This window comes from Mesorhizobium sp. M0244, from assembly GCF_040321795.1.
In the GTDB taxonomy this organism is placed as follows: domain Bacteria; phylum Pseudomonadota; class Alphaproteobacteria; order Rhizobiales; family Rhizobiaceae; genus Mesorhizobium.
In genome coordinates this window covers 47,945-60,997 of sequence record NZ_JAMYSE010000038.1, presented here as the reverse complement: position 1 = coordinate 60,997, position 13,053 = coordinate 47,945, and the positions used below count along the sequence as shown (strand labels likewise).

General features: G+C 62.2%; 12 protein-coding genes and 1 pseudogene. 5 read left to right on the top strand and 8 right to left on the bottom strand.

The features are described from left to right. Positions 1-151 precede the first annotated feature (151 nt). Together NKJ08_RS21595 and NKJ08_RS21590 are read right to left on the bottom strand one after the other, a co-directional pair. A pseudogene (locus tag NKJ08_RS21595) lies at positions 152-1,257 on the bottom strand (aldo/keto reductase). Positions 1,258-1,312: 55 nt separating this feature from the next. Further along, entirely contained in the window at positions 1,313-1,735 is a 423-nt protein-coding gene (locus NKJ08_RS21590; protein WP_352777666.1) for a nuclear transport factor 2 family protein, read from the bottom strand. 31 nt (positions 1,736-1,766) lie between these two features. On the opposite strand from NKJ08_RS21590, the gene NKJ08_RS21585 reads away from it, so the two are divergent. Then, positions 1,767-2,705: a LysR family transcriptional regulator gene (locus NKJ08_RS21585; RefSeq protein WP_352777669.1), complete on the top strand. Its 939-nt coding sequence runs from the start codon at positions 1,767-1,769 to the stop codon at positions 2,703-2,705. A gap of 8 nt (positions 2,706-2,713) precedes the next feature. Here the strand turns inward: NKJ08_RS21585 and tsf are convergent, their stop codons facing one another. The 5 genes from tsf to NKJ08_RS21560 form a co-directional block, all read right to left on the bottom strand. Continuing rightward, the gene (gene tsf / locus NKJ08_RS21580; RefSeq protein WP_352777671.1) at positions 2,714-3,637 is read right to left on the bottom strand and encodes a translation elongation factor Ts; all 924 of its coding nucleotides are present in this window, start codon (positions 3,635-3,637) and stop codon (positions 2,714-2,716) included. 119 nt (positions 3,638-3,756) lie between these two features. Next, positions 3,757-4,551, bottom strand: a complete 795-nt coding sequence (gene rpsB / locus NKJ08_RS21575; protein WP_352523562.1) for a 30S ribosomal protein S2 — start codon at positions 4,549-4,551, stop codon at positions 3,757-3,759. A gap of 206 nt (positions 4,552-4,757) precedes the next feature. Beyond that, positions 4,758-5,036 carry a DUF4031 domain-containing protein gene (locus NKJ08_RS21570; RefSeq protein ID WP_352523560.1) on the bottom strand — a complete coding sequence of 93 codons (279 nt, stop codon included), beginning with the start codon at positions 5,034-5,036 and terminating at the stop codon, positions 4,758-4,760. Positions 5,037-5,079: 43 nt separating this feature from the next. After that, entirely contained in the window at positions 5,080-6,378 is a 1,299-nt protein-coding gene (locus tag NKJ08_RS21565) for a lysophospholipid acyltransferase family protein (protein ID WP_352783223.1), read from the bottom strand. A 137-nt stretch (positions 6,379-6,515) separates the two neighbouring features. Beyond that, positions 6,516-7,343, bottom strand: coding sequence for a cell envelope integrity EipB family protein (locus NKJ08_RS21560; protein ID WP_352523557.1), 828 nt, complete (start codon positions 7,341-7,343; stop codon positions 6,516-6,518). A gap of 138 nt (positions 7,344-7,481) precedes the next feature. Between NKJ08_RS21560 and NKJ08_RS21555 the strand changes: the two genes are divergently transcribed. The 4 genes from NKJ08_RS21555 (at position 7,482) to NKJ08_RS21540 (ending at position 10,494) form a co-directional block, all read left to right on the top strand. After that, positions 7,482-7,946 carry a RidA family protein gene (locus NKJ08_RS21555; protein WP_352523555.1) on the top strand — a complete coding sequence of 155 codons (465 nt, stop codon included), beginning with the start codon at positions 7,482-7,484 and terminating at the stop codon, positions 7,944-7,946. A 14-nt stretch (positions 7,947-7,960) separates the two neighbouring features. Beyond that, positions 7,961-8,689 (top strand): glycerophosphodiester phosphodiesterase, encoded by a 729-nt coding sequence (locus NKJ08_RS21550; RefSeq protein WP_352523553.1) that lies wholly within the window; start codon positions 7,961-7,963, stop codon positions 8,687-8,689. Positions 8,690-8,729: 40 nt separating this feature from the next. Then, positions 8,730-9,944 (top strand): GNAT family N-acetyltransferase, encoded by a 1,215-nt coding sequence (locus tag NKJ08_RS21545; RefSeq protein ID WP_352777678.1) that lies wholly within the window; start codon positions 8,730-8,732, stop codon positions 9,942-9,944. Positions 9,945-10,062: 118 nt separating this feature from the next. Further along, the gene (locus NKJ08_RS21540) at positions 10,063-10,494 is read left to right on the top strand and encodes an HIT family protein (protein ID WP_352523550.1); all 432 of its coding nucleotides are present in this window, start codon (positions 10,063-10,065) and stop codon (positions 10,492-10,494) included. A gap of 89 nt (positions 10,495-10,583) precedes the next feature. On the opposite strand, the gene clpA is transcribed toward NKJ08_RS21540, so the two are convergent. Next, entirely contained in the window at positions 10,584-13,052 is a 2,469-nt protein-coding gene (gene clpA, locus NKJ08_RS21535; protein ID WP_352523548.1) for an ATP-dependent Clp protease ATP-binding subunit ClpA, read from the bottom strand. Position 13,053: the final 1 nt, after the last annotated feature.

Below are 13,053 nucleotides of genomic sequence, written 5' to 3'. Positions count from 1 at the left end.
CCCCCGCTTGTCTCTTCATCCCTTTGGGGGGGGTGGGGGGGGGGGGGCGCCCCCCCCGGCGCTCGCCCCGCCGTCTTCTGGGGCGCACCACCCCCCCGGGGGGGGGGGTGGGCCCCGCCCCCCCCCGAACCAGAAAACTCTCTTCCAGCCTTTAGCTTACACCGGCAAAAGCACCTTGCATGAGCAGGTCCGGCATGTAGCCAGCCGGCTTGTCGCCGACTGCCTGACCTCCGGTAAGGCCGCCCTGTATTTCCGAGCCGAAGAACGAATACGGAAAGGGTGTGATTGGCCGGCTCACCGCATCGAGCCGTGCCCGAAGCTCCTGCGCAATGTCGAAATCGAGCGCGCCGAGATTATCCTTGAGTTGATCCAGCTTCGTCGCACCGATGATCACGGATGCAATGCCGGGCTGGGTCGCAGCCCAGTTCAAGGCAACCTGAGCCATGCTGCGGCCGAGCTGACCTGCGACCTTTTCCAGCTCGGCGACGATCTCCCAGTTGCGATCATTGAATTTCTGGAAACCGGGATTGGTCGAGCCGCGCATCGTCTCCAGCCTGCCACCTGCCTTGTTCAACGTATCGGACCGGTATTTCCCACTGAGCAGGCCGCTGGCCAACGGGCTCCAGACCATTATACCCGCACCGTAGCGCGTGCCGAACGGCACGAATTCGTGTTCGATGTTGCGCTCGGCCAGCGAGTATTCAAGCTGAAGCGCCGAGACCGGTTCATAGCCGCGATGCTCGGCGACCGCCTGGGCCCGGCTGGCATACCAGGCCGGGACGTCGGAGAGGCCGACGTGACGGATCTTTCCGGCGCGGACCAGATCGTCCAGCGTCCGCATCACCTCCTCCGGAGGCGTCAGCCTGTCCCAGGTATGGAGGATATAGAGGTCGATGTAGTCGGTACCGAGCCGCTTCAGCGAACCGTCTACCGCCCGCAGGATGTTCTTGCGGCCGTTGCCGCCGGCATTCGGATTGCCGGTTCGGCGTTGCAGGTGAATTTGGTGCTGATCACCGCCTTGTCGCGCAGCCCACGCTCGGCGATGAATTCGCCGAGCCAGGTTTCGGCCGTGCCACCGGTATAGAGATCGGCGGTATCGAAGAAATTGCCGCCGGCTTCGACATAGGCATCAACCAAGGCGCGCGCGGTTTCCTTCTCCGCGCCCCAGCCCCATTCCGTGCCGAACGTCATGGTGCCGAGCGCCAGGCGAGTGACACGCAGCCCGCTGTTGCCGAGCGTGTAGTAGGACATGGTCATGGATTTTCTCCTGAAATTTGAAAAGCGGGATTGAGGTCTTGGCTGGGATACGCAGTCAGGCCTTGGCCAGCGCATCGACCACCACCTGGAACCGGCGCGGATCGAAATAATCGTGGTAGGCGTTGATCGGGCTCTTCTCGAAGCGGAAGGCCGCGATATTGCTGTTGGTGTATTCAGTGCCGCCGATCAGCACCGCGCGGTTCTTGTGCCCAACGACGATCGCGTCCGAATCCGCTGCCGGATAGATGGCTGTCAGCTGCGGATCGAAGGATTCGAAATTGTCGAAGAGGCGTCGGAAGGCGGCCAGGATCGCGACCTTGCCATCGATGCTGGTTCCAAATCCTGCCGGCGGGTAGAAGACAAGGATTCGGTCAGCCCAAAGGTTGCCCCATGCCTCGATGTCCTTGCGGTGCATCAGATCAAAGAATTTACGCACGGTCTCGAGATTACGGGTTTGTTCGGAATTGAGGTCGGTCATCGGACGTCTCCGTGGCTGTTCGGCGATTGCCGTGGACCGCGATCTGCTTAGCCACCTACCTATCATCGTCGCCGTCGCGCGGCGTGGCGCCTTCGCCTCGGCGGCGGCAGAACTCGGCATGAGTCCATCCGCTGTCAGCCACGCGGTGCGGCTGGTGGAAGAGCGGATCGGCCAGCCACTGTTTGCCCGCACCACGCGCAGCGTGGCACTTACAGAGGCCGGAGAAGCGCTTGTCGCCGCGGCAGAACCGGCGCTGGAAGACATTACCGACAGAATCGAGCGCATTCGCTCGGTGAAAGGCAGAGCGAGCGGACTGCTCAAGATCAACGTGCCGCGTGTGGCGCTGCCTCTGGCGCTGATGCCCATCCTGACGGCGATGGCGGAGCGTTACCCTGACGTGACGGTGGAGATCGTCACCGACGAACGTCTGAGCGATATCGTCGGCGAGGGTTTCGACGCCGGCATCCGGCTGGGCGAGATGATCGCTGAGGACATGGTGACGGTGCGGCTGACTCAGCTGTTCCGGACAGCCATTGTCGCCTCTCCGGCCTATGTCGGCCGCCACGGAAAGCCGCGAACACTTGCTGATCTCTCCACCCACAACTGCATCCGCTATCGGCTGTTGCGATCACGTGCGCTCTACCGTTGGGATCTGTCAGACCAGGGCAAAGATATCAGCGTCGAGACGCGCGGCAGCGTCGTCGTCACCGATCCGCTGTCGGCGCGCGACATGGCGTTAGCCGGGATCGGCCTTGCCTATCTGTTCGAGCCGCTGGTGAAGGCCGACATCGGGGCCGGCCGGCTGGTCGAGGTATTGCGCGACGCCTCGATCGACGAGCCGGGGCTGTTCCTCTATTTCCCGCGCCGGGCGGCGATGGCGCCGAAGCTGAGGGCCTTCATCGACACCGCGCAAGAAATCGGCCGGGCATCCTCGCGGACACCCGGCCGTAAAGTCTTTTCAGAAAGATAGAGCGCGGCTTACTTCTTGACCGCTGCCGCGACTTCCGCCGCGAAATCGGTCTCTTCCCTCTCGATGCCTTCGCCGAGCGCGAAGCGCAGATAGGCTGATATCTTGGCCGGCGCGCCGATGTCGTTCTCGGCATCCTTCAGCGCCTTCTCGACGGTGATGTCGGGATTGAGCACGAAGGCTTGCTTGAGCAACACGACCTCTTCGTAGAACTTGCGCAGACGACCCTCGACCATCTTCTCGATGATCGCTTCCGGCTTGCCGGACTGGCGCGCCTGGTCGGCGAAGATCGCCTTCTCGCGCTCGACCGCAGCCGGATCGAGCTGTTCCGTCGTCAGCGCCATCGGGTTCGTGGCGGCGACATGCATGGCGACCTGGCGAGCAAAGGCGTTGGCGGCCTGCGCGTTGCCCGACGTCTCGATGGCGACCAGCACGCCGAGCTTGCCAAGGCCGTCGGCAACCGCATTGTGGACGTAGGTTGCAACAGCGCCATGCTCAATGGTGAGCTTGGCCGAGCGGCGGAAGCCCAGATTCTCGCCGATGGTGCCGACGGCATCCTTGATGGTCTCGGCGACCGACTTGCCCGAGCCCGGATAGGGAGCTGCGGCGACGGCCTCGGTCTTGCCGCCATAAGCGAGCGCGACCTTGGCGACGTTGGCAACGATCTCCTGGAAAGCGGCGTTGCGGGCAACGAAGTCCGTCTCGGAATTGACCTCGACGATCGCTGCCTCGCGGACGCCGGAATCGACGCCGATCAGGCCTTCGGCAGCGGTACGGCCAGCCTTCTTGTCGGCCTTGGAAATGCCCTTCTTGCGCAGCCAGTCGATGGCTTCTTCCATGTTGCCGTTGGTCTCGTTCAACGCCGCCTTGCAGTCCATCATGCCCGCGCCGGTCAAGTCGCGGAGTTCTTTGACCTGTGCAGCCGAAATGCTCATTGTCGCCTCTTTGTCTAAATGCACCGACGCACCATCGATTCTCGATGATGCGCCTGGCGCCAGTAGCGCTTAACGCGCCAACATATTGGAAAGATGAAGGCCGCAGCCGGCCTTCGCTATTATGCTTCCGGGGTCTGGGCGGCCGGGGTCTCGGCCGGGGTCTGATCGAGCGCCGGCTCGACCGGAGCCTCGACCGACGCGCCGATATCGACACCGAGCGCGCCCTGCTGACGGGCGATGCCGTCGATAGCTGCCTTGGCGATCAGATCGCAATAGAGCTGGATGGCGCGGGCCGCGTCGTCATTGCCGGGGATCGGGAAGTCGATCTTGTCCGGATCGCAGTTCGAATCGATGATGGCAACGACCGGGATGCCGAGGCGCTTGGCCTCGAGGATGGCGATCGCCTCCTTGTTGGTATCGATCACGAACATCAAATCGGGCGTCGAGCCCATGTCCTTGATGCCGCCCAACGCCTTGTCGAGCTTCTCGCGCTCGCGGTCGAGGTTGAGGCGCTCCTTCTTGGTCAGGCCCTGGGCCTCGCCGGCCAGCATCTCGTCGAGCTTGCGCAGGCGCTGGATGGAATTCGAGATCGTCTTCCAGTTGGTCAGCATACCGCCGAGCCAACGCGAATTGACATAATACTGCGCCGAGCGCTGCGCGGCATCGGCGACGATGTCGGACGCCTGGCGCTTGGTACCGACGAACAGCACGCGGCCGCCCTTGGCAACAGTGTCGGAAACCTGCTTCAGCGCCTGGTGCAGCAAAGGCACGGTCTGCGAGAGGTCGATGATGTGGATGTTGTTGCGGGCGCCGTAGATGTAGGGCGCCATTTTCGGGTTCCAGCGGTGGGTCTGGTGGCCGAAGTGAATGCCAGCTTCCAAAAGCTGACGCATGCTGAAATCAGGCAGTGCCATTCTTGAGTATCCTTTCCGGTTAGCCTCCACGGACACAGGCATTTCTGGACTTTGTCCTCGAACGCCACCGGAGGTTTCAGCCGGATTTCTCCCGGGCAGACACCAAAGTCCGTGTGTGGAATGAGCGCGCATATAAAGGGGATGCGCGACAAACGCAAGCGCTGCAGCGTCTTGCGGTTCAGCGTGCGGCGATCAGCGCACCGGTGTCATGATCGCATCTTCCCCTTCGGCACCCGCACACGCCGGAAAACAGCTACGATCTCTTCGCGGCTGCACTCGATAGCGCCGAGCCGCACCGCGCGGTCGCGCTCGAACCCGGTTATGTCATAATGCGGCGCCGATGTCTTCGGCGGCCCTTGATAGGACGAGCGCTTGATGCCGAGCTGCGCGGCGAAGCGATGCAACTCGTCGGTGTCGTCTGCCAGCAGATGACACCAGCGGTGGCCGATCCATTTCCAGATCGCCGCATCGACATAGACCGCCATGAGGCTTGCCGCACTCCTTCATCTTGCGCCAACCAACACGCCGCTAACGATGATAGAAGGGATTGGTATAGAAAATGAAGCCGCCGCCGGCCTCGAGTTCCACGACGGTCCTGGTGACGGTCTCCTGCATGCGGTCATGCAGTTCGGCGAGTGCCTCCTCGACGGAGCCTTGATAGGCGTGCAGCCCGAGCGGCTCCGGTACCCGGATATGAGCGCAGCGTGGGCCTGCCGGCTGCGGCACGAAACGGTTGAGCGTATCGCGCAGCGTACCATTGCAATAATCGTTGCGGATCCGCTTCAAATGCTCTGCGATCTCCTCCTGCGTGATGCGCGGATTGGCTGAAGCCCACGGTCCGACGCGCTGCAGGCGCTGGATCGTATCCGCCAGCGTTCGGACCTGCTTCCGGCTTCCGGTATCATCCGTGTTTTCCCGCAGCCAGCGGCGCGACCGGCGCAAAAGCTCGGCACTGTCGAGCGTGCCGGCGTCGACCGAAACAAGTTCAGCAAGGCGACGGCCGAGTTCCGCGAGCAGGTCCTTCTGACGTGCGTCATACGAAGCCCGCTCATCTTGTCGCAGGCCATGTGCAGCCTCATCGCGCGACAGCAGCGTCGCGTAGATATGATGGACGCGCTCCGGCAGCGTATCGGCGGCACGGCGTTCGATCTTCAGGCTGCGCTCGATATAGCCGCATTCCTTTGCCAGCGCTGCCTCGACATCCCCTGTGAAAGCGAGCTTCCATATCACGGGCGCGATCCAAACCTTGAAATCCGGATCCGTCAGCCGGCCGCGCTTCAGCGCTTCGAACCCCATCTCGACCGCGCCCGGCAGCAGCGGGGCAACGATGTTGGCATGCCAGCCGACGCCGCCTTCGGGATGCAGGAGCACGCCCTGCCCTTTCAGCGCCCAGGCCACCGAATGTTCCTTGGCCGCCCCGCTATTGCCCGGAATTTGTGCGATCAGATTGTTGGCCAGCCAGAATTTCTGCATCAGCCGGCCAAGCCCGTTGACGACGCCATGCGTGGCCCAGGATGCCGCCAGCGGGCTTACCCGGGAGACGACCTCCTTGTCGATCATCCAGTCGGTAAAGAACTCCGGATGGTTGGGCGTGATGAACGTCGCCTTGCCCGCGCCGCAACAAGTCTTCAGCCTTTGCCGGTCATCCTCCGGAAAATCGATGTGGCGGATATTGGCGACGCCGCGCAAGCCGGCCAGACGGTTAAACGGCAACAGGTCGCGAAACCCTGGAATGCCGTGCAGCATGACAATCCGGTTGACGAATGTCATGGCCTTGATCAGCGCCGCATTGGGTCGCGGCGCCACGAACACATCGATCCTGCTCAACCTGCTCCCCCCGGCGCCTACCGTCGTAAAACGTTGATATGCAATTGCGGCATGCTCAAGTCGGTGCAACATGCCCCGCAAGATCAAGCGCCACTATCGCGGAGAGCAGCCGGCGGCAGCTTGCCGTCGGTTCGAGCTCATTTCGGCGGGCAGGTCTTTGGCTGATCGAACAGCGACAGATTGACCAGCTTGCCGGTCATCGAAAAATCGTTGTAGTCCATCACGAGATCGCGCGTGATGCCATTCTGGTGCAGCTTGAAGCTGATCCGGTATTCCGGCACCTCTTCACCGCCTTTGTCGGTATCGTCGAAATAGGCGATGTCGACCGGCCAGTATTTGTCGGTGGCGAGCTTGGCCAGCGCCGGCGCTTCCGGATCGGTCTTGTCGGCATCGGCTTGCTTGCCGACGACGACGGTGGTGGTCATCACCTTGTTGGCATCCTCCGAGCCGTCGAACAGGTTGGTTTCGTAGAAACGTTCGCCCTTTTCCGCCTTGCCGATCATTTCAACCATTTGCTGGGTCGGGAACTGGGTCGCGGCGAGTTCCAGGCTGTTCTTCTCGGGCTTGTCGATTTCGACCTTGAGACCATTGGCCTCCTTCGTTGCGGTACCTTTGACCTCCTTATCGAGGTTCTGGTCGACAAAGGACTTGTTCACGAAGGAGAAGGTCTTGCCCTCGGCATCCTCGAAGGTGGTCATCTGCTGATCGGTCAGCCTGGTGTTGTCGCTGGTGACGATCTGGGTGACCAAACGGAACTTCACCGTATAGCCCTCGCAGGGCGAGCCGTTGAACTCGTAGACCATGCGGCCGGTGATGCCGGTGATCCCCGAGCGATCCGACGCCTTGTCCAGGGTAATATCATAGACGGCACGATGCGCCTGCAGCGCCGGCACCGCAAAAGCGGGAGCCGCCCAGGAAGCCGCTGTCAGAAGAACGGCGTGGAATGCGAGGCGCGTTGCGCGCATAGGGTGCTCCGATCATCGCGGCTAATGGCAGGCCGCATGGAAAGATAGTCCAGCTTAAAAAAAGTCGTGGCGGAAGCGAGGCAAAAATAGCAATTTCGGCCCGGCCTGCGCGGCGCCTTCAAGCAATAGGGAAATAGCATGAGCGAAACAATCGAAAAGCGACTAAGCGATCTCGGCGTGACGCTGCCGGCCGCCGCCGCGCCCGCCGCCAATTACGTGCCCTATTGCAGGTCAGGCAATCTGCTGTTCACCGCGGGGCAATTGCCGCTCATGGAGGGCAAGCTCCAGACGAGCGGACTGCTTGGCCGCGATGTCGACACCGCAACCGGCAAGGAAGCCGCAAAATACTGTGCGATCAACATATTGGCGCAGGCCAGGGCGGCACTTGGCGATCTCGAGAAAATCCAGCGCCTGGTGAAGATCACCGTCTTCGTCGCCTCGGCGCCGGACTTCGTCGAGCAGCATCTGGTTGCCAACGGCGCCTCCGATTTTCTCGTCGCAGTGCTCGGCGATCGCGGCAAGCACGCCCGCTCCGCCGTCGGCACCGCCTCCCTGCCGCTTAATGCCGCAGTGGAAATCGAAGCGATCTTCGAAGTCGAATGACCGGGACTGCGACCATGACCGATCTTTCCTGGCTGACTGCCCGGCCCGTCGCCCATCGCGGCCTGCACGACATGAACAAGACGCGGTGGGAGAACACGCTTCCCGCCTTCGCCGCGGCAGCCGAGCGCGGCTACGCGATCGAATGCGACGTCCACCTGTCATCCGACGGCGTCCCCGTCATCATCCACGATGGCGATCTGCGGCGGCTGACCGGCGAGGACGGCTTCGTCTGGCAGCGTACGGCTGCCGAAATCACGGCGCTGAAGGTCGGTGGCACCGCCGACCATTTGCCGACGCTGCAGCAGGCGCTTGATCTGGTCGACGGCCGTGTGTCGATGGTTGTTGAGCTGAAAGGCGCTGCCGGGCACGACGAAGGCCTGGTCGAAAGCGTCGGCAAGATGCTCAAGCGCTACAAGGGCAAGACCGCGATCATGTCGTTCGACCATTGGCTGATCCGCGATTTCCCGAAACATGCGCCCGGCATACCTGGCGGGCTGACCGCCTATGGCAAGGACAACCAGCTGATCGAGGCGCATTTCGCCATGCTGGCGCATGATATCGCCTTCACCTCCTACGCCGCCGGCGACCTGCCGAACCGGTTCGTCTCGTTCGTACGTGAAAGGCTCGGCATGCCGGTGATCACCTGGACAGTGCATGATCAACCTGCCATCGACCTGACCTTCAGATTTGCCGACCAGATGACGTTCGAAGGATTTGAGCCCGATCTTGTACGGCTCGCTTGAGCGGGCTTGTATGGGTCCGCAGCGAGCTTAAGTAAGCCTCATGGATCAAGGGGACGACTGCGAAAGACAAACGGCGAACGCGGAGCTGTCGATCCGCATCGCCGCGGGCATCGGCGCCTTCACTCGCACCGAATGGGACAGCCTCGGTGGCACTACGCGGAGCGATGCAGAAAACGCCTACAACCCGCTTGTTTCATTCGCTTTTTTGAGCGCGCTGGAAGATTCCGGCTGCGCCGTTCGACGCACCGGCTGGCAGGGTCATCATCTCAGGCTGGAAACCGCGCAAGGCAAGCTGCTCGGTGCGGTCCCCTGCTATCTGAAGTCGCACAGCCAGGGCGAATATGTGTTCGACCATGGCTGGTCGGACGCGTTCGAACGCGCCGGCGGGCGCTACTACCCGAAACTGCAATGCGCGGTGCCGTTCACGCCCGTCACCGGCCCTCGCCTGCTGGTCGGCAAGGGCGAGGACAGCCACACCGTCAAAGCCGGCCTTGCGGCCGGCCTGAAGGCGGTGACGGATAAGCGCGGCGTTTCTTCCGCGCATGTCACCTTCGCGCCGGAGGATGATGTCCAGATATTGGCGGCAGCCGGCTTCCTGCATCGTACCGACCAGCAGTTTCACTTCTTCAACGAAGGCTTTTCGAGCTACGACGATTTTCTCGGGACATTGGCCTCGCGCAAGCGCAAGGCGATGAAAAAAGAGCGGCGCGAGGCGCTCGCCGACGACATCTCGATCGACTGGCTGACCGGTAAGGATCTGACTGAAAAGGCCTGGGACGACTTTTTCGCGTTCTACATGGATACTGGCAGCAGGAAATGGGGCCGGCCCTACCTCAACCGCGATTTCTTCTCCATGATCGGCGAACGCATGGCGGACGATGTCCTGCTGGTAATGGCCAAGCGTAACGGACGCTACATTGCCGGCGCCATCAACTTCATCGGTTCCGACGCGCTCTACGGCCGCAATTGGGGCTGCATCGAGGACCACCCCTTCCTGCATTTCGAGGTCTGCTATCATCAGGCGATCGATTTTGCCATCTCGCGCAAGCTGAGGGTGGTTGAAGCCGGTGCGCAAGGCGAGCACAAGCTGGCGCGCGGCTACCGGCCGGTGACGATGCATTCAGCGCACTACATCGCCCATCCCGGTCTGCGCAATGCAGTGGCCGATTACCTCAAACGCGAGCGCCACGAAGTCGAGCGGATGAGCGAATATCTGGAAGAGCATACCCCGTTCCGCAAGGACCTGGCTGAGTAGAGTAGCAAGTCCCAATCGCTCAGCCGCGGGCCGGCATGGCCGATCTCAACCGATCGTCTTGCCCGCCCGGAACGGCTTCGCTACACGAGATAGCGAGCCAAGAACCGGAGTGCGCGCCATGGCCGAAGCAACCTACGACAGCAGCAACATCTTCGCAAAAATTCTGCGCGGAGAAATCCCTTCGCACCGGGTCTACGAGGATGATGCAGTCATCGTCTTCATGGATGTGATGCCGCAAGGACCGGGTCACACGCTGGTGGTGCCGAAAGCGCCGTCGCGCAACCTGCTCGACGCGGATCCGGCAGTGCTTGGCCCGCTCTTCGCTCACGTCCAGAAAGTTGCGCGGGCGGTAAAGAAGGCCTTCGATGCCGATGGCGTCACAGTCATGCAGTTCAACGAACCAGCTTCGGGCCAGACCGTCTTCCACCTCCACGTCCACGTCATTCCGCGCTTCGAGGGCATTGCCTTGAAGCCGCACAGCGGACAGATGGAAAAGCCTGAAGTCCTGGCCGAGAACGCCGGCAAGATACGGACGGCGCTGGCAGACTGAGCTGGCGCGAAGCCGCTCGGCAGCTGCCGGCGCTCTATCGCTTCATGAAAAAAGCCCCGTTTCCGGGGCTTTTTTGACTTGCAGGTTCGTTAGTTCTTACGCGGCAGTTGCGGCACCAGGCTGCGCTTGCCGCCATCCTTGCCCTTAGGCTCCGGCTTCTGCGCCACCGCCTTTTTCGCGGCGGGCTTTTTCGCCACAGCCTTCTTGCTCTTCGGCGCGTCGTCCGGTTCTTCTTTCTTCGGCTTGACGGGCGCCTCGTCGGCGAGCGATTCGAGCTTCAGGCCGGTCTCGCCGGTTTCCTTCTTCTCGACGGTGACACGCACCGTGCCGCCCTTCTTGAGCTTGCCGAACAGCACCTCGTCGGCCAGCGGCTTCTTGATGTGCTCCTGGATGACACGGCCAAGTGGCCGGGCGCCCATGCGCTCGTCATAGCCCTTGTCGGCCAGCCAGGCGATTGCCTCCTGCGACAGGTCGAACGTCACGCCGCGCTCGGAAAGTTGCGCTTCCAGCTGCATGACGAACTTCTGTACCACCTGATGGATGACCGGTATCGGCAACGAGCCGAACGGAATGATCGCATCGAGACGGTTGCGGAACTCCGGCGTGAACAGCCGGTTGATCGCTTCGACATCGTCGCCTTCACGCTTGGTCGAACCGAAACCGATCGCCGCGCGCTGCGCATCGGATGCGCCCGCATTGGTGGTCATGATCAGGATGACGTTGCGGAAGTCGATCTGCTTGCCGTTATGGTCGGTCAGCTTGCCGTGGTCCATGACCTGCAACAGGATGTTGAACAGATCCGGATGCGCCTTCTCGACTTCGTCCAGCAACAGCACGCAATGCGGATGCTGGTCGACGCCGTCGGTCAGAAGGCCGCCCTGGTCGAAGCCGACATAGCCGGGAGGCGCGCCGATCAGCCGCGAAACGGTGTGGCGTTCCATATATTCCGACATATCGAAGCGGATCAGCTCCACGCCGAGCGAGGCGGCAAGCTGCTTGGCGACCTCGGTCTTGCCGACGCCAGTCGGGCCCGAGAACAGGTACGAGCCGATCGGCTTTTCCGGTTCGCGCAGGCCGGCCCGCGCCAGCTTGATCGCCGAGGTCAGCGCGGTGATCGCGGTGTCCTGGCCGTAGACGACGCGCTTCAGCTCGATGTCGAGGCCTTGCAGCACCTTCTCGTCGTCGGCGGAAACCGTCTTCGGCGGGATGCGCGCCATGGTGGCGATCGTGGCTTCGATCTCCTTGATGCCGATGGTCTTCTTGCGCTTGGCTTCCGGCACCAGCATCTGCGAGGCGCCGGTCTCGTCGATCACGTCGATCGCCTTGTCCGGCAGCTTGCGGTCGTTGATGTAGCGCGCCGAGAGTTCGACCGAAGCCTTGATCGCCTCGCTCGTGTAGCGAACCTTGTGGAACTCCTCGAAATAGGGCTTGAGGCCCTTCATGATCTCGATGGCATCCTCGACGGTCGGCTCGTTTACGTCGATCTTCTGGAAGCGCCGCACCAGCGCGCGGTCCTTCTCGAAGAACTGCCGGAACTCCTTGTAGGTGGTCGAGCCGATGCAGCGGATGGCGCCGGACGACAGCGCGGGCTTCAACAGGTTCGACGCATCCATGGCGCCGCCGGAGGTTGCCCCTGCCCCGATCACGGTATGGATCTCATCGATGAACAGCACGGCGCCCGGATAGTCCTCGAGCTCCTTGACGACCTGCTTCAGCCGCTCCTCGAAATCGCCGCGATAGCGGGTGCCGGCCAGCAGCGTGCCCATGTCGAGCGCGAAGATGGTGGCATTGTGCAGCACTTCGGGAACGTCGCCCTCGACGATGCGCTTGGCGAGGCCTTCGGCGATCGCCGTCTTGCCGACGCCGGGATCGCCGACATAGAGCGGGTTGTTCTTGGAGCGGCGGCACAGCACCTGGATGGTTCGGTTGATCTCGCTCTCGCGACCGATCAGCGGATCGATCTTGCCGGCCTTGGCCTTGTTGTTCAGGTTGACGCAATAGGCGGTCAGCGCATCCTGTTGCTGCTTCTTCTTGCCGCCTTCTTCTTGCGGCTCGGCCCCGCTCTGGCTGCCTTGCTCGTCGTCGGCGCCGCGCGGCGTCCGCGTCTCGGAAGCGCCGGGGCGCTTGGCGATGCCATGCGAGATGTAGTTGACCGCGTCATAGCGGGTCATCTGCTGTTCCTGCAGGAAATAGGCGGCATGGCTCTCGCGCTCGGCGAAGATGGCAACGAGCACATTGGCGCCGGACACTTCCTCGCGGCCTGACGACTGCACATGGATCACCGCGCGCTGGATGACGCGCTGGAAACCGGCAGTCGGCTTGGAGTCCTCGTCGTAGCCGGTGACGAGATTGTCGAGCTCGGTATCGATATAGGTGAGAACCGTATGCTTCAACTCGTCGAGATCGACGTTGCAGGCACGCATGACGGCGGCCGCCTCGGTGTCGTCGATCAGGGCGAGCAGCAAATGTTCAAGGGTTGCATATTCATGGTGCCGCTCATTGGCGAGCGTCAGCGCTTGGTGAAGCGCCTTTTCCAGGCCTTGGGAGAAAGCCGGCATG

Bases quoted from the DNA above. Each gene is read 5' to 3' on its own strand.
- NKJ08_RS21570 (WP_352523560.1), bottom strand. From the start codon at position 5,036: ATGGCGGTCTATGTCGATGCGGCGATCTGGAAATGGATCGGCCACCGC.
- clpA (WP_352523548.1), bottom strand. From the start codon at position 13,052: ATGCCGGCTTTCTCCCAAGGCCTGGAAAAGGCGCTTCACCAAGCGCTG.
- NKJ08_RS21540 (WP_352523550.1), top strand. From the start codon at position 10,063: ATGGCCGAAGCAACCTACGACAGCAGCAACATCTTCGCAAAAATTCTG.
- NKJ08_RS21545 (WP_352777678.1), top strand. From the start codon at position 8,730: ATGGATCAAGGGGACGACTGCGAAAGACAAACGGCGAACGCGGAGCTG.
- tsf (WP_352777671.1), bottom strand. From the start codon at position 3,637: ATGAGCATTTCGGCTGCACAGGTCAAAGAACTCCGCGACTTGACCGGC.
- rpsB (WP_352523562.1), bottom strand. From the start codon at position 4,551: ATGGCACTGCCTGATTTCAGCATGCGTCAGCTTTTGGAAGCTGGCATT.
- NKJ08_RS21590 (WP_352777666.1), bottom strand. From the start codon at position 1,735: ATGACCGACCTCAATTCCGAACAAACCCGTAATCTCGAGACCGTGCGT.
- NKJ08_RS21555 (WP_352523555.1), top strand. From the start codon at position 7,482: ATGAGCGAAACAATCGAAAAGCGACTAAGCGATCTCGGCGTGACGCTG.
- NKJ08_RS21560 (WP_352523557.1), bottom strand. From the start codon at position 7,343: ATGCGCGCAACGCGCCTCGCATTCCACGCCGTTCTTCTGACAGCGGCT.
- NKJ08_RS21550 (WP_352523553.1), top strand. From the start codon at position 7,961: ATGACCGATCTTTCCTGGCTGACTGCCCGGCCCGTCGCCCATCGCGGC.